This is a genomic window from Sporichthya sp., from assembly GCF_013815995.1.
GTDB lineage: Bacteria > Actinomycetota > Actinomycetes > Sporichthyales > Sporichthyaceae > Sporichthya.
This window is the reverse complement of sequence record NZ_JACDFE010000009.1, coordinates 17,756-40,162: the sequence shown is the minus strand read 5'-3', so window position 1 is coordinate 40,162 and position 22,407 is coordinate 17,756. Positions and strand designations below refer to the sequence as shown.

Below are 22,407 nucleotides of genomic sequence, written 5' to 3'. Positions count from 1 at the left end.
GCCGACCGTCGCTGGGACTCACGCCAGGCGTCGGTGTCGCCCCACTTGTCCTTGGCCTCCTCCTGGTACTCGGCGATCTTGTCGGTGCCGAAGATCTCGAACTGTTCCTCGGGGGTGAGCGAGATGCCCATCTGTCGTGCCTCCATCTCCTTCTCGATCGCGGCGAGGAGGGCGGCGTTGCGGGACTGCCGCTCGCGCACCAGGCGATGCTGGCGGCGCAGGTGCTCGTCGGTGTCGGTGGCCGGGTCGGCGAGCATCGCCGCGATCTCCTCCAGGGAGAACTCCAGCTCCCGGTAGAACAGGATCTGTTGGAGGCGGCACAGGTCGCCGGAGGAGTACAGGCGGTAGCCGGCCGGGCTGCGTCCCGCGGGCGTGAGCAGCTCGAGCTCGTCGTAGTGATGCAGGGTGCGCACCGAGACGCGCGAGAGCTTGGCGACCTCGCCGACTGTGTACCCGTCCATGCCAACACAGTGAGGGCTCACGCTGCGTGAGGGTCAAGCGAGTTCGCGCGTGTTGTCGGTGACCGGTGGAAGGGTGGAGGGATGACCGAGAAATTCGTCTACGAGCCCAAGGCCGACCTGATCCGCTACCTGCGCACGATCCGCGAGGCGGTGCTCTGGAAGCTGGAGGGGATGTCCGAGTACGACATCCGTCGCCCGATGACTCCGACCGGCACCAACCTGCTCGGCGTGGTCAAGCACCTCGCCGGTGTCGAGATCGGCTACTTCGGCTGGACCTTCGGCCGGGCCACGGACATCAAGCTCGACTGGTACGACCTTGAGGGCGATCCCAACGCCGACATGTACGCCAAGGCGGACGAGACCCGTGATGAGATCGTCGGGCTCTACCGGAAGTCCTGGGAGATCGCCGACGCCACCTTCGCCGAGCTCGGGCTGGACGCCGAGGGCCACGTGCCGTGGTGGCCGGCCGAACGCAACCCGGTGACGCTGCAGGTGATCCTGCTGCACATGGTCGCGGAGACGAACCGGCACGCGGGCCACATCGACATCGTCCGCGAGCTGATCGACAGCCAGGCCGGTCTGCGCGCCGAGAACCCCAACCTGCCCGACGAGATCAGCTGGCCGGAGTACCGCGCCCGGCTGGAGACGCTGGCTGCACGGTTCCTCTGAGGCACGCCGAAGCCGATTGTCATCGTCGCCGCAGGCCACAGATCAACGTTGTGACTTGTGTGGCGTCTCGACACCGAAAGTCGCACCACCCGTTTCAACGTTGATGTGTAGCCGTCGCTTAGGCGCCGGCTCCGCCCGGGGCGGCTGGCAGCACGGTTCCTCGGAGCTCGCCGAAGCCGATTCGCACCCCGTCCGCGCCGGGCGCGGTCGCGCGGATGACGACGGTGTCCTCGTCCGACAGGTACGTGCGGGACGTGCCGTCGGCCAGGTGCACCGGGTCGGTGCCGTTCCAGCTCAGCTCGAGCAGGCAACCACGCTGGTCCCGTTCAGGTCCCGAGACCGTGCCGGAGGCGTAGAGGTCGCCGGTGCGCAACGAGGCCCCGTTCACCGTCAGGTGGGCCAGTTGCTGCGGCGCGGTCCAGTACATGCCGGCGAACGGCGGCCGGGAGATCACGTGGCCGTTGAGGGCGACCTCGAGGGCCAGGTCCAGCGCGGTCGGCCCGGCGGTCTGCAGGTACCCGAGCGGCTCCGGGTCCTGCGGCGGGGGAGCGACCAGGGCTGATTCCAGCGCCTGCAGCGGCACCACCCACGGTGAGATCGAAGTCGCGAACGACTTGCCGAGGAACGGCCCGAGCGGCTGGCCCTCCCAGAACTGGATGTCCCGCGCCGACCAGTCGTTGAGCAGCACCACGCCGAACACGTGCTCGCGGAAGTCCTCGACGGCCACCCGGGTGCCCTGCGCCGACCCGACGCCGACCACGAACCCCACCTCGGCCTCGATGTCGAGGCGTTGCGAAGGACCGTAGGTCGGCGGGGCGTCGGGCGCCTTACGCTGCCCGCACGGCCGCACCACCTCGGTGCCCGACACCACGACCGTCCCCGCCCGGCCGTGATACCCGATCGGCAGATGCTTCCAGTTCGGCGTCAACGGATCGGCGTCCGGCCGGAACATCCGGCCGACGTTGATCGCGTGGTGCTCGGAGGCGTAGAAGTCGACGTAGTCGGCGACTTCGAACGGCAGGTGCAGCGTGGCATCCTGACGCGCAATCAGATGTGGCTCGACATCGATCGCGTGCGAGGGGTCGGACAGGAAGCTGGTCAGCGACCGGCGGACCTGTTCCCACCGGGCCCGCCCCGCCGCCAGGAAGCCGTTCAGCGACGGCGCCGCGAAGCTCTGGTCCCCGAGCACCGGGGCCAGGTCCAGCACGTGCTCACCAATGGCCACCCCGCACCGGCGTTCCGAACCGGAGGTGGAGAACACCCCATAGGGCAGGTTCTGCAGCGGAAAGTCGGACCCCTCGGGCACGGGCACCCAGGAACGCGTCGCCATAGATGCATCCAACCGCAACGTCCGGGTGGGGCGGTGAGTGATCAGCGCGACGGCGGCGGGGAGACGGAGGCGGTGTCCTCCATCGGAACCGCCTTCGGCTGGTCCTGAGCGATCTTCACGGAGCCTGTCGGGGCGAAGGTGTCCGGGTTCAGGAAGACGATGGAGTTCCCGGTGATCGCGACCAGGCGGTCGCCGATCGCCAGAACACGGACGATGTAGGAGTCGGCGACGAACTTGCCCGCCTTCTTCAACGTCCCGTCGGCACCCACGATGATCCCGAGCGCGGCCGGCACCTGGATCTCGCCGACGAAGGTGGGCTTGCCGTCCGCCGACAGGCACTGGGCGTCCGGCGGGCACGGCACCTTCTGCGTCACCCAGGCCGGCAGCACCGCGAGGCGCTTGCCGGGCAGGTAGGTGAACGCGCGGGAGTCGTTCTCGACGTCGGTGTAGCCGCGGCCGTAGCCGAGGGCCGCCGTGCGGGTCGGCTTGGCCAGGTTGCGCAGGTCGAAGGAGGAGATCTGCAGGCCGGTGACCCGGCCGGTGTCGTCGGCGTCCTGGCCGACGCCCAGCAGCCGGTCGCCGCCGACCGGGTGCAGGTAGGCCGAGTAGCCGTTGACCTTCAGCTCGCCGCGGATCGCGGGGTGTGCCGGGTCGGCGAGGTCGACCAGGTACAGCGGGTCGGTCTGACGGAAGGTCACCACGGCGGCCAGGTCGTCGAACCAGCGGACGGCGCGGATCTGCTCGCCCTTGCCGAGCCCCGAGACTGAGCCCAGCTTGCGCAACTCGTCGCCGCGCTCGCCGAGCACGATCACGCTGCTCTGGGACTGCGCGCCCTCCGGCGGCGCCCACGGCTGGCCGGTGGTGGTGGCCACCCGCAGCTTGCCCCCATACTCCGAGAGCGCCCAGCGCCCGAACAGGAAGCCGGGCACTGAGCCGGTCGCCACGTACGGGCTGTCGTTGCGGCCGGTCACGTTGAACGCGTGGATCCGGGTGCGGGTCTCCTGCTCACGCGGAGAGTTGGTGGTCACGTCGATCGGGCGCGGGGAGTTCCAGCCGCCGTCGGTGGTGGCCACATAGAGGCGGTCCGCCGAGGCGTAGACCAGTTCGCCGTTGCTGACGACGCCGGCGGCGCGGCCCTTGTCCAGCTTGCTACCGCCGTCGGCGGTGTCCAGCGTCAGCACCGAGATGATGCCGAGCCCGGAGTGCACGGACGGGTGACGCACCGCGCCACAGCCCATCAGCGGTACCTTGCGGAGCAGCTTGCCGGCCTTGTCGAAGACCTGGCGCTCGGGCAGGAAGTCCTCGGCCTTCGCATCGCGGACGGCCTTCTTGTTGCGGGCCAGCGCGAGCGTCTCCGGCTCGCCCTCGCGCGGGGAGCTGAAGGCGATACGCGGCTGGCTGGTCAGCACGATGCGGGCGACGCCGTCGGTGAGCCGGCCGGTGATGTAGCTGCCGGTGATCTTCTCGGTGCGGACCAGCTTGGGCCGGGTCGCGTTGGTCAGGTCGAGCACGGTCAGCACGACGTAGGAGGTGGCCGGCCGGTAGTACTCCGGCGCGAACCCGGGCGCGCGCTTGCCGGCGGCTTCGTCGGCCGCCGGGTCCTGCTGCTCGTAGCCGGTGCCGAGCACCATCACCCGGTGTCCGCCGAGCACCATCAGCTCGCTCGGATACTCGTTCTCCGGAAAGGTGTGGGTCGAGGCCAGCTCGGGCTTGCTGCCCGAGGCGTCGACGACGGTGAGCTTGCCGTTGACCAGGCTCAGAACCCGGGTGCCGTCGATCTTGGCGATGTCGGGCTCGTCGACCCCGCGCTCCTGGGTATTGGTCCCGGTCGGGCCATTCCCGACCGCGGCGCTCGGTGCGGCGCCGGCGCGGGAGTCCGAGGCGGGGGAGCCCTCGGCGGTCATCGGCGCGGTCTTGTACATCATCGGCCCGCCGCCGAGCCCGTACGCGGTGACCTCGGACTCGGCCATGCTGCGCATGTACGCGGTGAACTCGTCGCAGTCGGAGAACTGCGGCAGCTCGCTCGCCGCCGCCTGGCCGACGCCACCGGTCACCGTGCCGTAGCTCAGCACCAGGGCCAGCGCGGCACCGGTGCCCGCTGTTGCCTTGCGCATCCGCGTCTTACGGGTACGACCGCTCATGTCCGCCACCGTCTCAGTGTGTGTCGTTTTGCCGGGGGTGCAGCCCGGGTTGGTCGGTTCTTGGTGCAGTGGCTCGCCTACCGGTACATGGCCGAGCCGAACAGCTGGAGGGATTCCGCGTCGAAGATCCGCACGCCTTGGTAGTCCAGTGCCACGATCCGGCCGTCGGCGAGCGGGATCAGCTTGATGACGCGCCGGCCGTCGGTGTCGGACCAGGACGCGACCTTCTTCAGCTTGCCGTCCTCCGTGACGCGCACGGCCACGAGACCGTTGTCGGCCTCGGCCCTTGGGGTGTAGCTCCCGTCGCGCATCGGCATCGACGGCATGGCGCAGTTCGCGTTCGGCGGGCACTGGAAGCCGAGCGAGTCCCCGTTCGAGAACACCGGCAGCACCGCGAGGGAGCGGCTCGGCAGGTAGACGAACCCGCGCGGGTCGTTCTCGACGGGGGAGGAGGTCCCGCGGCCGAAGCTGAGGACGTCGGTGCGCTGCGGGTCGGCCAGGTCGAGGATGTCGAAGTTCGAGACCTGCAGGCCGGAGTCCTGGCCGATGCCGAGGAGGCGGTGGTCGCCGATCGGGTGCAGGTAGGCCGAATAGCCGGGGATCTCCAGCTCGCCGCGGACCCGCGGGCTCTCTGGGCGGGACAGGTCCACCAGGTAGAGCGGGTCGGTCTGACGGAACGTCACGATCGCCGCGACGTCGTCGAACCAGCGCACGGCGCGCACCGTCTCGGTGAAGCCCATGCCGTCGACGCGGCCGATCTCGCGCATCCGCTTGCCGGCAGTGTCCAGAACCACCACGCCGGTCTGGCTGGCGCCGCCACCGCGGTTCCACGGCGCGGTGGTCGTGGTGACCATGCGCAGCAGGCCGTCCTTCTCCGACATCGCCCAGCGGCCGTAGAGGTAGCCGTCGACCCGGCCGGAGGCCAGGTACTCGGCGTCGCCACCGGTGATGTCGAAGGAGTGCACGCGGGTGCTGACGCCGCCGTTGCGACGCGCGCCGAACTGGGCGATCGGGGCGTCGTTCCAGCCGCCGTCGGTAGTCGCGACGAACAGCTTGTCCTGGGTTGCGTAGACCAGGTCGCCGCTGCCGACCAGCGCGGTCGCGGCGGCCCGCTCGAGCGAGTCGGTCAGACCGGTGTCGATCGAGAGCACGGTGAGCAGGTCCATCCCGGAGTCGGCCACCGGGTAGCTGACGTCGGAGCAGTCCAGCAGCGGGGTCTCGCTCGCGGTGCGGGCCTTGCGGTCCACGTCGCGGACCATCGGCAGCCAGTCCTCGCCGGGGATCCGGGCGAGGCGCACGCGGGCGTCGTCGATGAAGGTGTCGTCGTCGAAGGTCGAGCCGCGGTCGTAGCGCGGGTCGAAGTACTTCCGGTTGGACCAGCCTGAGTTGAAGGTGCGCAGCACGTCCGGCGTGCTGGAGAGCACGAGGCGGACGGTGTCGCCGGTCATCCGCGCGGAGAGGTAGCGGGCCGTGACCTCCTGCGTGCTGACCACGACGGGGCGGTCCGGGTTCGAGAGGTCGATGACGGAGAGCGTGGTCAGCTCCGAGGCGCCGCGGCCGTCCGCGCTCGCCTCGTCCTCGAGGTAGCGCTGGCGGGTGTCGGCGGTGCCGATCACGATCGCGCGATCGCCCGCGAGCAGCAGCTCGAGCGGGCGCTGGCCGGTCAGGAGGACCGAACCGCGGGCCTTCGGGGTCCGGCCGGACACGTCCATCACGACCAGGCGGTTGTCGCGGGCGGTGACGAGCAGGCGGCCATCGGTCTTGGCGAGGTCGGCCTCGTCGACGCCGGCCTCCTGGGTGTTGGTGCCGGAAGCGGAGTTGCCGACCGCGTCGGACGCGGAAGAGCCCGACTTGGACGTCTCGCCGCTGGCGACTGCGGGCGCCGGCGCCGCCCCGGTCGCGGTGCCCTCGCTCGAGTCCGCCATCCCGCCGGCCTCGGCGGCGGTGTCCCTCCCGGCCGTGCCGGCGCCCGTCGATCCGGCCGAGCCGGTGGTAGTGCCGCCCTGCGGGGCGTCCATCGGGGGCATCGGCGGGACCGCTCGGTCACCCGACCCGCCGGAGTCGGCCTGCACCTCGGGGCCGTATTCGTCGTAGTCCCGGCGCGAGTCCAGGATCCGGTCCATGGCGAGCCCGCTCATGTGCTTGGCGAGGGCGTCGCAATCGTCGAACGCGGTGAGCTCGCCGGCCGCGGCGGAGGAGCTCCCCAGCGGGTTCAGCAGGGTCAGGGTGAGCGTGGCCGCGCCCACGATCCCGGTTCCGACCACCAGGGCCGGCCAGCGCCGCCGCCGCCGATTGCTCGTCGCGTGACTCGGATCGTGGACGCTCATGTGCCCTCCAGCCCCTGGCGCTTGTGCAGCGCTTCCGGACCGAGGACGGCGGAAGGGCGGAAAACGTTCGCCCGGATCGGCCATCTCCCGAGATTTCTCCCCAAATCGACGCCGGACAGGGAACCGGCTCGGATTTCCGTGCGTCCAAGCCCCAGCGAGCGCTCAGAACTGCCTGTGGTGGAGGGGACTACGCGCAGCTCTGCTCGCCGAGGAGCGAGCACGATGATGGGTACCGATGCAACGGTCGGGATCGGAGGGGATCCGATCGGGGCGCCCCGCCAGGCGGTCGGTACGTATCCCGTGCTCGCCCTCTGCGTTTAACGCCCACAACCACCCATCTTGCGCTGCCTGGCGCGCCTATCGCGGCGCCTCGAAGGGCGCGCAACGCTGCAGAAGATGCGGCTGTGGGGTGCCGTGCGGCTCAGCTGATCCTCACGCGCAGGATCCGGTCGTCGCCGTTCTTCTCGTCGCCGCGGCCGTCGGTGTTGCTAGTGATCAGCCACAGCGTGCCGTCCGGGGCCAGCGCCACGGTGCGTAACCGTCCGTAGTCGCCTTCGAACCAGGCGACCGGCTCACCGGTCCCGCTGCCGGCCCCGGAGTTGTTCAGCGGGATCTGCCAGAGGCGCTCGCCACGCAGGGCGCACATCCACACCGAACCGCCCGCGATCGCGATCCCGCTGGGGGAGGCGTCCTCGGTGGCCCAGACCCGCTGCGGCCGGGTGAACTCGTCCCCACCCTCGTCGCCCTCGACCTCGGGCCAGCCGTAGTTGTCGCCGGCCTCGATCCGATTCAGCTCGTCGAAGGAGTTCTGCCCGAACTCGGAGGCCCAGAGCTGATCGCCGTCGAAGGCCAGGCCCTGGACGTTGCGGTGGCCATAGGACCAGACCAGCGAAGCAGGGTCGGGGTTGCCCGGCGCGGGCTTCCCGTCCGGGGTCATCCGCAGGATCTTGCCGTTCAAGCTGGTCTTGTCCTGCGACTTCGGCTTGTCGCTGGCGTCACCGGTGGAGGCGTAGAGCATCCCGTCCGGGCCGAACACCAGCCGACCGCCGTTGTGGATCCCGGACTTCTCGATCCCGTCGACCAGCACCTCCGGCTTGCCGAGACCGGTCTCGGAGTAGTCCATCCGCACGATCTGGTTGCCGGCCGCGGCAGTGAAGTAGGCGTACAACTCCGGCTTGTCGGTGAAGTTCGGGCCGACCGCGATGCCGAGCAGGCCGCCTTCGCCGCCGTGCTCGACGCCCGGGACGGTGGCGACCGTGGAGTCGTTGCCGGCGGCGTCGATCAGCTTGATCTCGCCGGTGTCCCGCTCGGAGACCAGCGCCCCGCCGGTCGGCAGGAAGGCCAGGCCCCAGGGCGACTCCAGCCCGGTGGCGATCGTGGAGGCGACGCGGACTGGCGCCGACCGCACGCCGAGGTTGGTCGGATCGCGGGCCTCGACGACTTCCTGGGGGCCAGGAGTGCGGACCACCGGCCGGCCCGAGGAGTCAAGCTCAGTGAGCGAGACCTCGTACTGGGGATCCGATTCCCCGTCGGCGTCCCCGCAGCCGACCGGCCCGAGCGCCACCGCTCCGACCAGCGCGCCGTGGATCCATCTGTTCGCCATCTGCACTCCCTGCCCCACCAACGCTGTTTCGACCCTAGGAGTGCCCATCTCGCATTCTGGACCGGCGGAGTACCCAACTTGACACCGCGCAGCCGATCGGCGACGGTTCGTTCATGTGTCTGCCCATGACCGTAGTACTCGTCGAGCGTGCCGCCTGAGTTCTGACTCAGCCGTGCACGCCACCCTCCGTTAGGCCCGCTCCGGGCTCGGGGGGTTTTTTGTTTCCCCGCGCTGAATTCCGCACTGAACAGCCACGAACGCACACGAGAAGAGAACCCCGATGTCTGATCCGCACCCGTCGCAAGCCCCCGTTGCGCAGCTGACCGGAGCCCAGTCGCTCATCCGCTCGCTGGAGGCCGCGGGGGTCGAGATCATCTTCGGCATCCCGGGCGGGGCGATCCTGCCGGCCTATGACCCCCTGTTCGACTCGTCGATCCGGCACATCCTGGTCCGCCACGAGCAGGGCGCCGGGCACGCCGCCCAGGGCTACGCGATGGCCACCGGCAAGGTCGGGGTCTGCATGGCCACCTCCGGACCGGGCGCGACCAACCTGGTCACGGCGATCGCGGACGCCTACATGGACTCGGTGCCGATCGTGGCGATCACCGGCCAGGTCCCGAGCGGCGCGATCGGGTCGGACGCCTTCCAGGAGGCCGACATCCGCGGCATCACGATGCCGATCACCAAGCACAACTACCTGGTGACCGACCCGGCCGAGATCCCGCGGGCGGTCGCGGAGGCCTTCCACATCGCCTCCACCGGCCGTCCCGGTCCGGTCCTGGTCGACGTCGCCAAGGACGCCCTGCAGGCGATGACCAGCTTCACCTGGCCGGAGAGCATGGACCTGCCGGGCTACCGCCCGGTGACCCGGCCGCACGCCAAGCAGGTGCGCGAGGCCGCGAAGCTGATCATCGAGGCCAAGCGCCCCGTCCTCTACGTCGGCGGCGGTGTCATCAAGGCCAAGGCGTCCGCGGAACTCAAGGTGCTGGCCGAGCTGACCGGCATCCCGGTGGTCACCACCCTGATGGCGCGCGGCGCCTTCCCGGACAGCCACGACCTGCACCTGGGCATGCCCGGCATGCACGGCTGCGTCTCGGCGGTCGGCGCGCTGCAGAAGTCGGACCTGCTGATCTGCCTCGGCGCCCGCTTCGACGACCGCGTCACCGGTCACCTGCCCTCCTTCGCGCCCGGGGCCAAGGTCATCCACGCCGACATCGACCCGGCCGAGATCGGCAAGAACCGCCACGCGGACGTGCCGATCGTCGGCGACGCGCGTGAGGTCATCGCCGACCTGATCGTCGCGCTGCAGGCCGAGCACGAGGCCGGCCGTAAGGGCGACTACGCGGACTGGTGGGCCCAGGTCTCCGACCTGCGCGCGCGCTACCCGCTGGGCTACGACACGTTCGAGGACGGTTCGCTCTCCCCGCAGTACGTGATCGAGCGGATCGGCGCCATCTCCGGGCCGGACGCGCTGTACTGCGCCGGTGTCGGCCAGCACCAGATGTGGGCCGCGCAGTTCGTGAAGTACGAGAAGCCGGACACCTGGTTCAACTCCGGCGGCCTCGGCACCATGGGCTACTGCGTGCCCGCGGCGATGGGGGCCAAGGCCGGCCGCCCCGAGGCGGTCGTCTGGGGGATCGACGGCGACGGCTGCTTCCAGATGACGAACCAGGAGCTGGCCACCTGCGCCATCAACGGCATCCCGATCAAGATCGCCGTCATCAACAACGGCAACCTCGGCATGGTGCGGCAGTGGCAGACGCTGTTCTACAACAGCCGCTACTCCAACACCGACCTGCAGTCCAAGCGGATCCCGGACTTCGTCAAGCTCGCCGACGCCTACGGCTGCGTGGGCCTGCGCTGCGAGAAGGCCGAGGACGTCGACGCCACGATCCGCAAGGCGTTGGAGATCAACGACGTCCCCGTCGTCATCGACTTCGTGGTGCACGCCGACGCCATGGTGTGGCCGATGGTCGCCGCCGGCACCAGCAACGACGACATCAAGTACGCCCGTGACCTGGCCCCGACCTGGGACCGCAGCGAAGAAGAGGAAAGCTGACATGACGATCCATACGCTGTCGGTCCTGGTCGAGAACAAGCCGGGTGTGCTCGCGCGCATCGCGAGCCTGTTCGCCCGGCGGGGGTTCAACATCGACTCTCTCGCGGTCGGCCCGACCGAGCACCCGGAGATCTCCCGGATGACGATCGCGGTCAACGTCGAGGACAAGCCGCTCGAGCAGGTGACCAAGCAGCTGAACAAGCTGATCAACGTCATCAAGATCGTCGAGCTGGAGCCGGCCACGTCGGTGCAGCGCGAGCTGGTCCTGGTCAAGGTCAAGGCCGACACAGAGAACCGCTCGCACGTGCTGGAGACGGTGCAGCTCTTCCGCGCGAAGGTCATCGACGTCTCCACGGACGCGGTGACGATCGAGGCCACCGGCAGCGCCGACAAGCTCGAAGCCCTGCTGCGCATGCTCGAGCCCTTCGGGGTCAAGGAGCTCGTGCAGTCCGGCATGGTCGCGATCGGTCGCGGCTCCCGTTCCATCACCGACCGGAGCCTGCGCCCGGTCGAGCGCACCGCCTGACCCACCCGTTTGTTCGCCAACGTCCGACCAATAGCGTCCGGTAGCCCACATGTGGTCGGACGTCAGCGAGATTTGAGGAGTTGCCCCCGTGGCTGCAGAGATGTTCTACGACGACGACGCCGACATGTCGGTGATCCAGGGCCGCAAGGTGGCCGTGCTCGGTTACGGCAGCCAGGGCCACGCGCACGCGCTCTCGCTGCGTGACTCGGGGGTCGACGTCCGCGTCGGCCTGCCCGAGGGCTCGAAGAGCCGGGCCAAGGCCGAGGAGGAGGGCCTGCGGGTCGTCACTCCCGCCGAGGCCGCCGCCGAGGCCGACGTGATCATGATCCTCGCGCCGGACCCGGTGCAGCGGAAGCTCTACAACGAGTCCGTGAAGGACAACCTGCAGGAGGGCGACGCGATCTTCTTCGGTCACGGCCTGAACATCCGCTTCGGCCTGATCGAGCCGCCGGCCGGCGTGGACGTCTGCATGGTCGCGCCGAAGGGCCCGGGCCACCTGGTGCGCCGTCAGTTCCAGGAGGGCAAGGGCGTTCCTTGCATCATCGCCGTCGAGCAGGACGCGACCGGCAAGGCCTGGGACCTGGTGAAGTCCTACGCCAAAGGCATTGGCGGCACCCGCGCCGGCATCATCAAGACCACCTTCACCGAGGAGACCGAGACCGACCTCTTCGGTGAGCAGGTCGTCCTCTGCGGCGGTCTGAGCCACCTGATCATGGCCGGCTTCGAGACCCTGATCGAGGCGGGCTACCAGCCCGAGGTCGCGTACTTCGAGTGCCTGCACGAGGTGAAGCTCATCGTCGACCTGATGTACGAGGGCGGCATCTCCAAGATGCGCTGGTCGATCTCCGAGACCGCCGAGTGGGGCGACTACGTCTCCGGTCCGCGGATCGTCACGGCCGAGACCAAGGCCGAGATGAAGAAGATTCTCGGCGAGATCCAGGACGGCACCTTCGCCAAGAACTGGATGGCGGAGTACGACGCCGGCCTCCCCAACTACAAGAAGTACGCCGAGGAAGGCCAGAACCACCCGATCGAGCAGACCGGGGCCAAGCTGCGCCCGCTCATGAGCTGGATCCAGGCCTAACCCTTGTAGGTCACCAAAGCGTCACCGAAACTCCCCGCCCGGCCGGTCCGGGCGGGGAGTTGTCGTTCGTTACACTCATGTTGCGCGCCCGGGCACAGTGTCGTGTCGCTCCACTGTTGAGCTCCGACCGACGCGCCCCCGCCTTCCGATCGTCGTGAGGAACGTGCTGTGACCAAGCCTGTGGTCCTGATCGCCGAGGAATTGTCGCCCGCCACCGTCGAGGCCCTCGGTCCCGACTTCGAGATCCGCCACTGTGACGGTGCCGACCGCGCGGTGCTGCTGCCCGCGATCGCCGACGTCGACGCGATTCTGATCCGCTCCGCCACCAAGGTGGACGCCGAGGCCCTGGCCGCGGCCAAGAAGCTGCGCGTGGTCGCCCGCGCCGGCGTCGGCCTCGACAACGTCGACGTCGCCGCCGCCACCAAGGCCGGCGTCATGGTCGTCAACGCCCCGCAGTCCAACATCACGTCCGCCGCGGAGCTCGCGGTCGCGCTGCTGCTGGCCAGCGCTCGCCACATCTCGCCGGCCCACGCCTCGCTCAAGCAGGGGCAGTGGAAGCGCTCGAAGTACACCGGCGTCGAGGTCGCGGAGAAGACCGTCGGCGTGGTCGGCCTCGGCCGGATCGGCGCCCTGGTCGCCGCCCGTCTGGCCGCGTTCGACGTCACCCTGATCGCCTACGACCCCTACGTGCCGGCCGCCCGCGCCACTGCGTTGGGTGTCCGTCTGGTCGGCCTGGACGAGCTGCTGCGCGAGTCCGACTTCATCACCGTGCACCTGCCCAAGACCCCGGAGACCTCGGGTCTGATCGGCGAGGACCAGCTGCGCCTGGTCAAGCCGACCGTGCACATCATCAACGCCGCCCGCGGCGGGATCGTCGACGAGGCCGCGCTCTACGCCGCCCTCAAGGAGGGCCGGGTCGCCGGCGCCGGCCTCGACGTCTACGCCAAGGAGCCCTGCACCGACAGCCCGATGTTCGAGCTGGACAACGTCGTGGCGCTGCCGCACCTGGGCGCGAGCACGGACGAGGCGCAGGAGAAGGCCGGCATCGCGGTCGCCAAGTCGGTGCGCCTGGCGCTGGCCGGTGACCTGGTCCCGGACGCGGTCAACGTCCAGGGCGGGGTCATCGCCGAGGACGTGCGCCCGGGCCTGCCGCTGGCCGAGAAGCTGGGCCGGATCTTCACCGCGCTGGCCGGCGGCGTCGCCGACCGCCTCGACGTCGAGGTCCGCGGCGAGATCACCAAGCACGACGTGAAGGTGCTCGAGCTCGCGACCCTCAAGGGCGTGTTCACCGACATCTCCGAGGACGCCTCGGTCTCCTACGTCAACGCCCCGCTGTTCGCGCAGGAGCGCAACGTCGAGGTGCACCTGACCACGAGCGCCGAGAGCCCCAACTACCGCAACCTGATCACCGTGCGCGGCACCCTGCCCAGCGGCGAGGTCATCTCGGTCTCCGGCACCCTGTCCGGCGCCCGCCGCATGGTCGAGAAGGTCGTCGAGATCGACGGCTACGACATCGACATCGAGGTCGCCGAGCACCTGGCGTTCTTCCGGTACACCGACCGGCCCGGTGTGGTCGGCACGGTCGGCCGGGTGCTGGGCGAGGCCGGGGTCAACATCGCCGGCATGCAGGTCGGCCGGACCGCCAAGGGCGGGCAGGCCCTGGTCGCGCTCACCGTCGACTCGGCCGTCCCGGGCGACGTCCTGAACGAGCTGGCCCAGGCCATCGACGCCGACTGGGCCCGTGCGGTCGACCTGACCTGAGTCACGTGGACCTCGCGGACGCCGGCCGGGAGCTTGAGCTCAAGCGGTCGGTGTCCGCGCCGGCCACAGCCAGTACGTCCGGGATGTCGTAGGCCGTTCGCGGATTCCGGGGGCTTCCTGCCGCGACTGCGCCCGGTTCAGGCGCATCAGCAGCCCGTGGGGGCGCATGTCAGCCTGCACACGAGCTGACATGCACCCGCCCGGGACGACGTCCCGCAGGGGAGGGGTGACCGCTACGGTGTCCGCCGTGAGCGGCAGGCCGAAGAAGTCGGTGCCAGTCCGGCCACGGCAGACCCAGGCGCAGCGGCGCGCGGTCGCGCTGGCCAAGATCAGCGTGGCCGGCCTGGAGATCCTGGCCGAGTCCGGCTACTACTCGATGACGTTCGCGAACGTGGCCGAGCGGGCCGGCGTCTCGCGCGGCAGCCTGATGCACTACTTCGCGCAGAAGTCCGACCTGGCGATCGCCGTCATCGAGGACGGCATGGTCGCGCTGCTGCGGGAGCTGCGGTCCAAGGTGCCGGGGTGGCTGGCGAACCCCGACCGGGACGGGCAGATCTTCGACGACATCTACTTCGGCGGCCCGCTGTTCCAGGCCTGGCTGGCCGTGGCGGTGCACGCCCGCACCGACAAGCAACTCAACGAGAACTTCCAGCGCATGTCGGCCGAGAACATCAACAGCGTCTGCCGGATCGCCGCCGACGGCTGGGGGCCCGAGTTGATGCGCAACCCGCAGTGGCCGGACTTCCTGGAACTCGTACAGAGCGTCATCCAGGGCTTCGCGGTCGCCCACCTCGACAAGGGCTGGGGTGCGCCGCAGGGCGAGGCCTGGCCGGCCGCCCGGCGCCTGCTGCTGATCGCGTTGGACGACCTGCGCGCCGGACGGCCCCTCAGCGGTAGCTGACGCCGCGACGCGGCCGGAGGCCGCCATTTAAACCGAGTCGGCGAAGCCCTTGATGTCGCGGATCGTCGACGCGGCCACGTTCGGCAGCACCGAGGGCATCGCCACCTCGGCGGCGTGACACGTGCCGACGACGACCCGGCCGGCCGCCTCCACGCCGTTGGCCAGCAGCAGGCGCAGGAAGTTCAGGCCCTCGTCACGGACCGGATCGAGTTCGTTGACCGAGATGACGTGGGGAGGCAGCCCGGCGACGTCGGACCCGGTCGCGCGCAGCGGCCAGGCCGTCGGGTCGCCGGCGTTCTCGCCGGTGGGGTCGTAGGCGGCGGCCAGCACGGCGGCGGTGCTGGTGTGGAAGAAATACCCCTGGTTCTCGGTCAGCGAGGGCACGTCCGCCGGCGGGTTGGACCAGTCGCCGTGGATGAACGGGCACATGGCGTAGACGCCGGCGATCCGGTCGACCCAGCCCTCGCGCTTGGCGCGCAGCGCCACCGACAGCGACAGGTTCGCGCCGCCGGACTCACCGGAGAGCAGCACCTTGCTGATCCCCAGCGAGGCGGCGTTGTCCAGCGCCCACCGGGTGGCGGCGGTGCAGTCGTTCAGCCCGGCCGGGAACGGGTACGGCCCGAGCTTGCCGGCGCCGTTGCGGAACTCCACGCCGATCACGACCATGCCGGTCGCCGCGAGCAGGTCCCGCCAGTGCACGTAGGTCGGCGCCGCAGCGTCCAGGATCACCTGGCCGCCGCCGTGCAGGTGGACGACGGCGGGCAACGGGCCGTCGGCCGTGGCCGGACGGTGCACGTAGAGCGTGATGTCGTTGCCGTCGGGTCCGGCGATCGAGGTCGTCTCCCGCGTCACCCCGGCGACGGGCTGGTTGCCGGCGGCGAGCGCGCCGAAGACCTGCCCGAAGCCTTCCTCGAACGCGCCGCAGGTCGCGAGGATCTGGTCGAGGGTCAGGTCGGCCGGGAGGGGCACCTCCGCGCCGTTGGCGTCCATCCCGAACGGCGCGAGCGCGGCCACCATGCGGGGATCGCTGCGGGGGTCGGTGCCCAGGCTGAGGTCGGGGTCGCCGAGGCGGCCGGGACGGGTCGGGTCAGCGCTCATCGTCGTCTCCTGATCGCCGGTGTTCGGAGGAGAAAACCTACCGCTTTGCTGGTTTGTGCGACAGAGCTGCGCTCGCCGCGTAGTCGCGCCAATCGGGAGGATTCCCAGCTCAGAAGCCTGGTTCGAAGCCGCAGTCCCGGAGTAGTGTCCGATCCGTCCCCGCTCAACTTCCCAGCTATTCGTCTGGTTTGTTCGGTGCCGGCAGGAGAGAGCCATGAGCGAACGTGAACTGACGGCCGCCGACCCCGGCGCCCTGGAGTGGCCTTTCCCGCTCTTCGAGCAACTCCGGGTCGACGGGACCTCCGTCCTGGAACTGCCTGGCCTGGGCCTGATGGTGTTCGGCCAGGAGGCCGTCGTCGAGGTCAGCAAGCAGATGGAGCGCTTCTCGACGAACATCACCGGGGGGCGGGGTGCGCACCTGCTCGGCCTCAGCCCGGAGCCGTACTCGCCCGAGGTCACCGAGCTGGTCGCGCAGTACCGGCCGATGGCGACCGACGTGCTGATGCTCTCGGGCAACAAGCGCAGTCACGACCGGGAGAAGGCGCTGGTCCTGAAGGCGATGAGTCCGCGGCACGCGCGTGAGCTCGGCCCCACCCTGCAGGACATCTGCAACGAGCTCGTGGACGCGTTCATCGACGCCGGCCGTTGCGAGTGGGTGTCGCAGTTCGCGGCGCCGCTGCCGATCACGATCATCGCCGACACCCTCGGGGTCGACCGGGCGGACTGGGAGACGTTCAAGGGCTGGAGCGACGCCCTGTTCAAGGGCTTCCAGGACCAGATCGACAACCCCGAGCGGGTCAAGGTGGCCGGCAAGATCCTGGAGTTCCAGGCGTACATGACCGAGCGCATCGAGGCGCGCCGGGAGAACCCGCGCGAGGACCTGCTCAGCGACCTGGTCCACGTCGAGGTCGAGGCCCATGAGCTCGAGGACGCCGACTTCGAGGGCAAGCGCCGCCTCACCGAGGCCGAGCTGCTGGGCATCGTCGTCCAGATCGTGACCGCGGGGAACCACACCACCGCGGCCCTGCTCGGCACCGCCATGGTGGCGCTGGCCGAGCGCCCCGAGCTCGCGGCGGAGCTGCAGAAGGACTTCAGCTTGATCCCGGACTTCATCGAGGAGGTCCTGCGCTTCGACGCCCCCGTCCCGCAGACCTGGCGGGTGACGACCGAGGACGCTGAGCTCGGCGGCTGCCCGGTCGCCGCGGGGACGATCGTGGTGCCGGTCTGGAGCGCCGCCAACCTCGATCCCGAACAGTTCCCGGATCCCCACACCTTCGACATCCGCCGGCCCAACGGGCGTCGCCACCTCTCCTTCGGGCGGGGACCGCACTCCTGCCCAGGTGCCGGCCTGGCGCGCGAGGAGGCGCGGATCGCGTTCGAGACGGTGCTCACCCGCCTGGGCAACCTCCGCCTCGCGCCCGGACACACCCTCGAGCACGCGCCGAGCATGATGGTGCGCGCCTACAAGGAGATCCCGCTCGAGTTCGACCGCCGCGCGTGAACTTCGACCTGGACGACGAGTCCCGGGAGATCGTCGCTCTCGCCCGGCGGGTGGCGATCGAGCGCCTTCGCCCGGCGGCGTTCGAGCGCCGGCACACCTATGCGCCGCCGACCGAGAACCTGAAGCTGCTCGGGGAGCTGGGCCTGCTTGGCCTCGCGCTGCCCGAGGAATACGGCGGGGGCGGCCGCTCCGAGCTCGACGCGGTGCTGGTGATCGAGCAGCTCGCATGGGGTTGCCCGGTCACCGGCGCCCGCGCCGTCATGGCCATGACCGGTCCGTGCACGTTCATCGCGAAGTTCGGCACCGAGGAGCAGAAGAAGCGCTACATTCCGCCGGTCTGCGCGGGGGAGGAGCGCTGGTCGATCTCGCTGACCGAGCCGGAGGCCGGTAGCGCGCTGACCGACATGGCCACCAGGGCCGAGATCGTCGGCGACACCTGCGTGATCAACGGCGGCAAGACCTTCTGCGGCGCGGCGGCCGACTCCGATCACATCCTGGTGTTCGTCCGCTTCGGCCCGGGAGTTTCCGGCATCGGCGCGGTGATCGTGCACCGGGACACCCCGGGCCTGACGCTGTCCCCGCGGCACGAGTTCATGTCCGGCTCCTCGTGGTACGAGCTGTTCTTCGACAGCGCCACCGTGCCCGCCTCCGACGTGCTCTTCGACGGCGACGGTATGCGCAAACTGCTCTCGGCCTACAGCCTGGAGCGCACCGCGACCGGGGCGCTGTGTCTGGGTATCGCGCAGATCGCGATGGACATGTCGATCGAGTACGCCGAGACGCGCCGCCAGTTCGGCCGGCCGATCTCAGACTTCCAGATGATCCAGGACAAGCTCGCGCGGATGTACATCAAGCTGGAGTCCGCGCGGCTGTTGACGTATCGCGCGATCGCGCGGAGCGCCAACGGCCTGCCGTCGCGCATCGACTCCTCGGCGGCCAAGGTCGCCGCCACCGTCGCCGCCACCGAGGTGTGCCACGAGGCGCTGCAGATCCACGGCGCCGCCGGCATGACCCGCGAGATGCCGCTGGAGTGGCTCTACCGCGTGGTCCGGCCCTACCAGGTGGCCGGCGGCACCACCGAGATCCACCTGAGCATGATCGCCGCCGAGCTGGTCGGTCGCCGCTTCGATCACCGTCACCCGCAGTCCTGAGTAGCAGGAGGTCCCGATGTCCGCTGAGCTCGACCACGAAGCCGTCATCATCGGCGCCGGCTTCGCCGGTTTGCGGATGCTGCACGAGTGCCGCGAACTGGGCTTGTCGGCCAGGGTCCTCGAGGCCGGCACCGACATCGGCGGCACCTGGTACTGGAACCGCTACCCGGGGGCGCGCACCGACACCGAGTCCTGGGCCTACTGCTTCCGCTTCGACCAGGACCTGCTCGACGAGTGGGAGTTCGTCGAGCGCTTCCCGTCCCAGCCGCAGGTCCACAAGTACCTGACCGCGGTCGCCACCAAGCACGAGATGTTCAAGGACATCGCGCTGGGCACCCGGGTCACCTCGGCGCGCTGGAACGAGGACTCGAACACCTGGGAGGTCGGGACCAACACGGGGGAGACCCTGCGGTGCCGGTGGCTGATCAGCGGCTCCGGTCTGCTCTCCACCCCGCTGGAGATCCCGTTCCCCGGCCGGGAGAGCTTCCACGGCGAGATCCTGATGTCCAACCGCTGGCCCAAGGACGAGGTCAGCTTCGCCGGCAAGCGGGTCGCGGTCGTCGGCACCGGTGCATCCGCGGTGCAGATCATCCCCGAGGTGGCGCACGTCGCCGAGCATCTGACGGTCTTTCAGCGCACGCCCAACTACGTCATGCCGGGCCGTAACTACCTGGTCGGGGAGCGCCAGCGCGAGTGGATCCGCAACAACCACAGCTACCTCTGGGACCTGTGCGAGACGCAGGTCTTCGCGTTCCCGTGGACGACGGAGAACCGGTTCTGGAACGACACCGATCCGGAGAAGCGGGAGCGGATCTTCGACCGCGGCTGGGAGCAGGGCGGCTTCCAGTTCGCCTTCAAGACCTACGACGACATGCTGGTCGTCAAGGAGTGCAACGACGCCGCCTCGGAGTACGTCCGCAACAAGATCCGGGCCATTGTCGACGACCCGGAGACCGCAGAGAATCTCTGCCCGAAGGACCACCCGATCTTCTCCAAGCGGACCCCGCTCGGGCATTTCTACTACGAGACCTACAACCGCCCGAACGTCTCGCTGGTGCCGGTCAAGAACAACCCGATCGTCGAGATCGTGCCGACCGGGGTGAAGACGGCGGACGGCGTCGTGCACGACGTCGACATGATCATCTTCGCCCTCGGCTTCGACGCCGTGACCGGTGCGCTCATGGCGCTGGACCTGCAGGGCAAGGGCGGCGTCAGCATCCAGGAGCGGTGGGCCGAGGGCGCGGAGACCTACCTCGGGGTGGCTGTGGACGGGTTCCCCAACCTGTTCTCGATCATCGGGCCGCAGACCTCGTTCACCAACATCCCGCCGACCATCGAGAAGCAGGCCATCTTCATCGGCCAGGCGATCCACCGGGCGCGCTCGATGGGCAGCAACGTGGTCGAGGCCCGGCCCGAGGCCGTGAAGGAGTGGGCCGGGACGTGTGAGGCCGTGCTGAACATGACCCTGTTGCCGACCGGCGACGCGGCCAGCTGGTTCCTCGGTACGAACGTCGAGGGGAAGAAGAGCAACGTGCTCTTCTTCTTCGGCGGTGCGGCGCCGTACTACGTCATGCTGGATGCGGCCGTGGCCGACGGCTTCCCGGGCCTGGTGATGGAACCCGGACTCGAGCCTGCTCGGTGAGCACTACCTGCGAGGTCTTCGAGCGCACGGCGGCCGCGCACGCCGAGGCCCCGGCCCAGCGCACGCTCGCCGGGGTCGAGGTGACGTGGGGTCAGCTGCAGGGGAAGGTGCATCGGTTGGCCGGTGGTCTGCTTACGCTCGGAGTGACCCGGGGCGAACAGGTGGCCATGCTGCTGGTCAACCGCCCCGAGTTCGCGGTGGTTGACCTCGCGACGCAGCTGGCCGGCGGCACACCGATGTCGATCTACGCGACCTCCCCGATTCCCGAGATCGCCTACCTGCTCGACGATGCGGCCGTGCGGGTCGTGGTGACCGAGGAACAGTTCGAGGCGATCATCCGCGAGGCCGTGGCGCAGGCCGCGGTCGATCCGCACGTCGTGGTCCTCGGCGAGGAGGGCGAAGCCGCCCTGCAACCGGTGGCGGACGCCTGCCCCGCGGACTTCGACGCAGTTTCGGCCGCCGCGGAGGTCCGGCCCGAGGATGTCGCCACGTTGGTCTACACCTCCGGCACCACCGGGCCACCGAAGGGCGTGCAGCTGACCCACCGCAACCTGGCCGCGATGTGGCGGGCCGCGCTGAGCATGGACCCGCGCCTGCACCAGATGCGCCGCGTGCTGTCCTACCTGCCGTCGGCGCACATCGCCGACCGGCTGTGGTGCCTGCAGGGCCCGGTCCGGACCGGAGCCTGCGTCACGTACGTGCCCGATCCGAGCAAGCTGGTCGCGGCCATGGTGGAGGTGCGGCCCACCTTCTTCCTCGGCATGCCGAGGATGTGGGAGAAGCTGCGCGTCGCTCTCCTCGCCCGGGTGCCGGCCGGCGGCGGTCCCGGTGACCCCGAGGTCGGCGCCGCCCTGCTCGCGAGCATCGGCCTGGACGGCGACGTCGTGACGCTGACCGGGGGAGCTCCGCTCGACGTCGAGATCCTGAACTTCTACGAGGGCATCGGGCTGCCGCTGATCGAGGGCTACGGCATGACCGAGGTCTCGGGCGTGATCACCAGCACCCGGGTGGGGCGCGGCAAGGTCGGTTCGGTCGGCATCCCCTTCGACGGGATCGAGATAGCCCTGGCCGACGACGGCGAGATCCTGGTCCGCGGCGAGGCCGTGATGCTCGGCTACCGCAACAAGCCCGAGGCAACGGCGGAGGCGATCGGTGCCGATGGCTGGTTGCGCACCGGCGATGTCGGCGTGCTGGACGACGGCTTCCTCACGATCGTCGGGCGCAAGAAGGAGCTGATCATCACCTCCGGCGGAAAGAACGTGGCGCCCGCGCACGTCGAGAACGCGATCCGCGCCGCCAGTCCGCTGGCCGGCCCGGTCGTGGCGATCGGGGACCGGCGCCCGTACGTGACCGCCCTGATCTCGCTCGACCCGGTGGAGAGCCAAGGGCGGACCGAAGCCGCAGTTGCGGCGGCAATCGGCGAGGCGATCGAGGCCGCCAACCGCAACCTCGCGCAGGCGGCTCAGGTGAAGCGCTTCGCCATCGTGGCGGACATCTGGGACGCGGCCTCGGGCTTCGTCACACCGACCTTGAAAGTCAAGCGCGCAGCCGTTTGCGAGCACTACGCCAAGGCGATCGACGCGCTCTACAGCGCGTAGCGGGCGAGGAAGTCGTCGAGCACCCGCTCGACCATGGCCTTGGTCAGGTCCTGATCGAGGATCACCTGGCGGTAGACCAGCGCACCGGCGAGCCCGGCCAGCGCTCCGTCGAGGTCGAGGCCAGCGTCGAGCCGGCCTTCCTTCACTCCGGCCTCGAGCAGGTTGCGGAGCGCGGACAGACCCTCGCTCACGAAGCGCCGTTTGACCTCGGCGAGTTCCGGCTCCCAGGCGGCGCGGTCGGCCAGGGCGATCAGGACCCGGCCGGCCCGGCGCTGGAGCAACTCCTGGCGGATCGCCTCCAGCTCGGCCAGCAGGTCCCCGCGCAGGTCCCCGGTCGGCTCGGCGTGCATCACGAGCACCTCGGCCGAGCACGCGTCCTGGAGCAGCTGCACCCGTTGTGGCCAGTGCCGGTAGACAGTGGCCCGCCCGACCCCGGCGACCTCCGCGACGCGCTGGTGGCTGAGGGCCTCCCAGCCCTCGTCGAACAGCACCTGACGGGCCGCGTCCAAGATCGCGTTCCGGGTGGAGTCCGTTCCCATCTGGCGACTATGACAT

General features: G+C 69.8%; 17 protein-coding genes. 10 read left to right on the top strand and 7 right to left on the bottom strand.

Features of this window, described 5'->3' with window-relative positions; all coding sequences use genetic code 11:
* Positions 1 to 461: MerR family transcriptional regulator (locus H0X00_RS02325; RefSeq protein ID WP_293767083.1), on the bottom strand; the 461-nt coding region annotated here is incomplete at its 3' end.
* 81 nt (positions 462 to 542) lie between these two features.
* Between H0X00_RS02325 and H0X00_RS02320 the strand changes: the two genes are divergently transcribed.
* Positions 543 to 1,130 carry a DinB family protein gene (locus tag H0X00_RS02320; protein WP_293767082.1) on the top strand — a complete coding sequence of 196 codons (588 nt, stop codon included), beginning with the start codon at positions 543 to 545 and terminating at the stop codon, positions 1,128 to 1,130.
* Between the two features lie 118 nt (positions 1,131 to 1,248).
* Here the strand turns inward: H0X00_RS02320 and fahA are convergent, their stop codons facing one another.
* The 4 genes from fahA to H0X00_RS02300 all read right to left on the bottom strand — a co-directional run bounded on the left by fahA (position 1,249) and on the right by H0X00_RS02300 (position 8,531).
* On the bottom strand, positions 1,249 to 2,460 hold the full coding sequence (fahA, locus tag H0X00_RS02315) for a fumarylacetoacetase (RefSeq protein WP_293767080.1): 1,212 nt from the start codon (positions 2,458 to 2,460) through the stop codon (positions 1,249 to 1,251).
* A gap of 41 nt (positions 2,461 to 2,501) precedes the next feature.
* On the bottom strand, positions 2,502 to 4,601 hold the full coding sequence (locus H0X00_RS02310) for a beta-propeller domain-containing protein (RefSeq protein WP_293767079.1): 2,100 nt from the start codon (positions 4,599 to 4,601) through the stop codon (positions 2,502 to 2,504).
* Positions 4,602 to 4,678: 77 nt separating this feature from the next.
* Entirely contained in the window at positions 4,679 to 6,928 is a 2,250-nt protein-coding gene (locus H0X00_RS02305) for a beta-propeller domain-containing protein (protein ID WP_293767078.1), read from the bottom strand.
* 421 nt (positions 6,929 to 7,349) lie between these two features.
* Positions 7,350 to 8,531: a PQQ-dependent sugar dehydrogenase gene (locus H0X00_RS02300; RefSeq protein WP_293767077.1), complete on the bottom strand. Its 1,182-nt coding sequence runs from the start codon at positions 8,529 to 8,531 to the stop codon at positions 7,350 to 7,352.
* Between the two features lie 280 nt (positions 8,532 to 8,811).
* On the opposite strand from H0X00_RS02300, the gene H0X00_RS02295 reads away from it, so the two are divergent.
* From H0X00_RS02295 to H0X00_RS02275, 5 genes are all read left to right on the top strand, one after another.
* Positions 8,812 to 10,590, top strand: coding sequence for an acetolactate synthase large subunit (locus tag H0X00_RS02295; RefSeq protein ID WP_293767076.1), 1,779 nt, complete (start codon positions 8,812 to 8,814; stop codon positions 10,588 to 10,590).
* Position 10,591: 1 nt separating this feature from the next.
* Complete coding sequence (ilvN, locus tag H0X00_RS02290; RefSeq protein WP_293767075.1) at positions 10,592 to 11,116, top strand: acetolactate synthase small subunit; 525 nt, start codon at positions 10,592 to 10,594, stop codon at positions 11,114 to 11,116.
* A gap of 100 nt (positions 11,117 to 11,216) precedes the next feature.
* On the top strand, positions 11,217 to 12,200 hold the full coding sequence (gene ilvC / locus H0X00_RS02285) for a ketol-acid reductoisomerase (RefSeq protein ID WP_367186396.1): 984 nt from the start codon (positions 11,217 to 11,219) through the stop codon (positions 12,198 to 12,200).
* A gap of 168 nt (positions 12,201 to 12,368) precedes the next feature.
* Entirely contained in the window at positions 12,369 to 13,961 is a 1,593-nt protein-coding gene (gene serA / locus H0X00_RS02280) for a phosphoglycerate dehydrogenase (RefSeq protein WP_293767073.1), read from the top strand.
* A 247-nt stretch (positions 13,962 to 14,208) separates the two neighbouring features.
* Positions 14,209 to 14,862 carry a TetR/AcrR family transcriptional regulator gene (locus H0X00_RS02275; RefSeq protein WP_293767072.1) on the top strand — a complete coding sequence of 218 codons (654 nt, stop codon included), beginning with the start codon at positions 14,209 to 14,211 and terminating at the stop codon, positions 14,860 to 14,862.
* A 27-nt stretch (positions 14,863 to 14,889) separates the two neighbouring features.
* Here H0X00_RS02275 and H0X00_RS02270 read toward each other — a convergent pair whose 3' ends face one another.
* The gene (locus H0X00_RS02270) at positions 14,890 to 15,960 is read right to left on the bottom strand and encodes an alpha/beta hydrolase fold domain-containing protein (RefSeq protein WP_293767071.1); all 1,071 of its coding nucleotides are present in this window, start codon (positions 15,958 to 15,960) and stop codon (positions 14,890 to 14,892) included.
* A gap of 214 nt (positions 15,961 to 16,174) precedes the next feature.
* Here H0X00_RS02270 and H0X00_RS02265 point away from each other — a divergent pair, with 214 nt between their 5' ends.
* Genes H0X00_RS02265 through H0X00_RS02250 form a run of 4 tightly spaced genes read left to right on the top strand, consistent with a single transcriptional unit; the run spans position 16,175 to position 21,852 of the window.
* Entirely contained in the window at positions 16,175 to 17,461 is a 1,287-nt protein-coding gene (locus H0X00_RS02265; protein ID WP_293767069.1) for a cytochrome P450, read from the top strand.
* Positions 17,458 to 18,612: an acyl-CoA dehydrogenase family protein gene (locus tag H0X00_RS02260; protein WP_293767068.1), complete on the top strand. Its 1,155-nt coding sequence runs from the start codon at positions 17,458 to 17,460 to the stop codon at positions 18,610 to 18,612. The genes H0X00_RS02265 and H0X00_RS02260 overlap by 4 nt, the downstream gene beginning before the upstream one ends.
* 16 nt (positions 18,613 to 18,628) lie before the next feature.
* Positions 18,629 to 20,254 carry an NAD(P)/FAD-dependent oxidoreductase gene (locus tag H0X00_RS02255; RefSeq protein WP_293767067.1) on the top strand — a complete coding sequence of 542 codons (1,626 nt, stop codon included), beginning with the start codon at positions 18,629 to 18,631 and terminating at the stop codon, positions 20,252 to 20,254.
* Positions 20,251 to 21,852, top strand: a complete 1,602-nt coding sequence (locus tag H0X00_RS02250) for a long-chain fatty acid--CoA ligase (RefSeq protein WP_293767065.1) — start codon at positions 20,251 to 20,253, stop codon at positions 21,850 to 21,852. Before H0X00_RS02255 ends, H0X00_RS02250 begins: the two co-directional genes overlap by 4 nt.
* On the opposite strand, the gene H0X00_RS02245 is transcribed toward H0X00_RS02250, so the two are convergent.
* Positions 21,840 to 22,391: a TetR/AcrR family transcriptional regulator gene (locus H0X00_RS02245; RefSeq protein ID WP_293767064.1), complete on the bottom strand. Its 552-nt coding sequence runs from the start codon at positions 22,389 to 22,391 to the stop codon at positions 21,840 to 21,842. The genes H0X00_RS02250 and H0X00_RS02245 overlap by 13 nt on opposite strands.
* Between the last annotated feature and the right edge of the window lie 16 nt (positions 22,392 to 22,407).

What these genes read in the sequence shown, in the direction of transcription:
- H0X00_RS02310 (WP_293767079.1), bottom strand. Translation starts at nt 4,601, where the DNA reads ATGAGCGGTCGTACCCGTAAGACGCGGATGCGCAAGGCAACAGCGGGC.
- H0X00_RS02295 (WP_293767076.1), top strand. Translation starts at nt 8,812, where the DNA reads ATGTCTGATCCGCACCCGTCGCAAGCCCCCGTTGCGCAGCTGACCGGA.
- ilvC (WP_367186396.1), top strand. Translation starts at nt 11,217, where the DNA reads ATGTTCTACGACGACGACGCCGACATGTCGGTGATCCAGGGCCGCAAG.
- fahA (WP_293767080.1), bottom strand. Translation starts at nt 2,460, where the DNA reads ATGGCGACGCGTTCCTGGGTGCCCGTGCCCGAGGGGTCCGACTTTCCG.
- H0X00_RS02305 (WP_293767078.1), bottom strand. Translation starts at nt 6,928, where the DNA reads ATGAGCGTCCACGATCCGAGTCACGCGACGAGCAATCGGCGGCGGCGG.
- H0X00_RS02255 (WP_293767067.1), top strand. Translation starts at nt 18,629, where the DNA reads ATGTCCGCTGAGCTCGACCACGAAGCCGTCATCATCGGCGCCGGCTTC.
- ilvN (WP_293767075.1), top strand. Translation starts at nt 10,592, where the DNA reads ATGACGATCCATACGCTGTCGGTCCTGGTCGAGAACAAGCCGGGTGTG.
- H0X00_RS02245 (WP_293767064.1), bottom strand. Translation starts at nt 22,391, where the DNA reads ATGGGAACGGACTCCACCCGGAACGCGATCTTGGACGCGGCCCGTCAG.
- H0X00_RS02300 (WP_293767077.1), bottom strand. Translation starts at nt 8,531, where the DNA reads ATGGCGAACAGATGGATCCACGGCGCGCTGGTCGGAGCGGTGGCGCTC.
- H0X00_RS02270 (WP_293767071.1), bottom strand. Translation starts at nt 15,960, where the DNA reads ATGAGCGCTGACCCGACCCGTCCCGGCCGCCTCGGCGACCCCGACCTC.
- H0X00_RS02265 (WP_293767069.1), top strand. Translation starts at nt 16,175, where the DNA reads ATGAGCGAACGTGAACTGACGGCCGCCGACCCCGGCGCCCTGGAGTGG.
- H0X00_RS02320 (WP_293767082.1), top strand. Translation starts at nt 543, where the DNA reads ATGACCGAGAAATTCGTCTACGAGCCCAAGGCCGACCTGATCCGCTAC.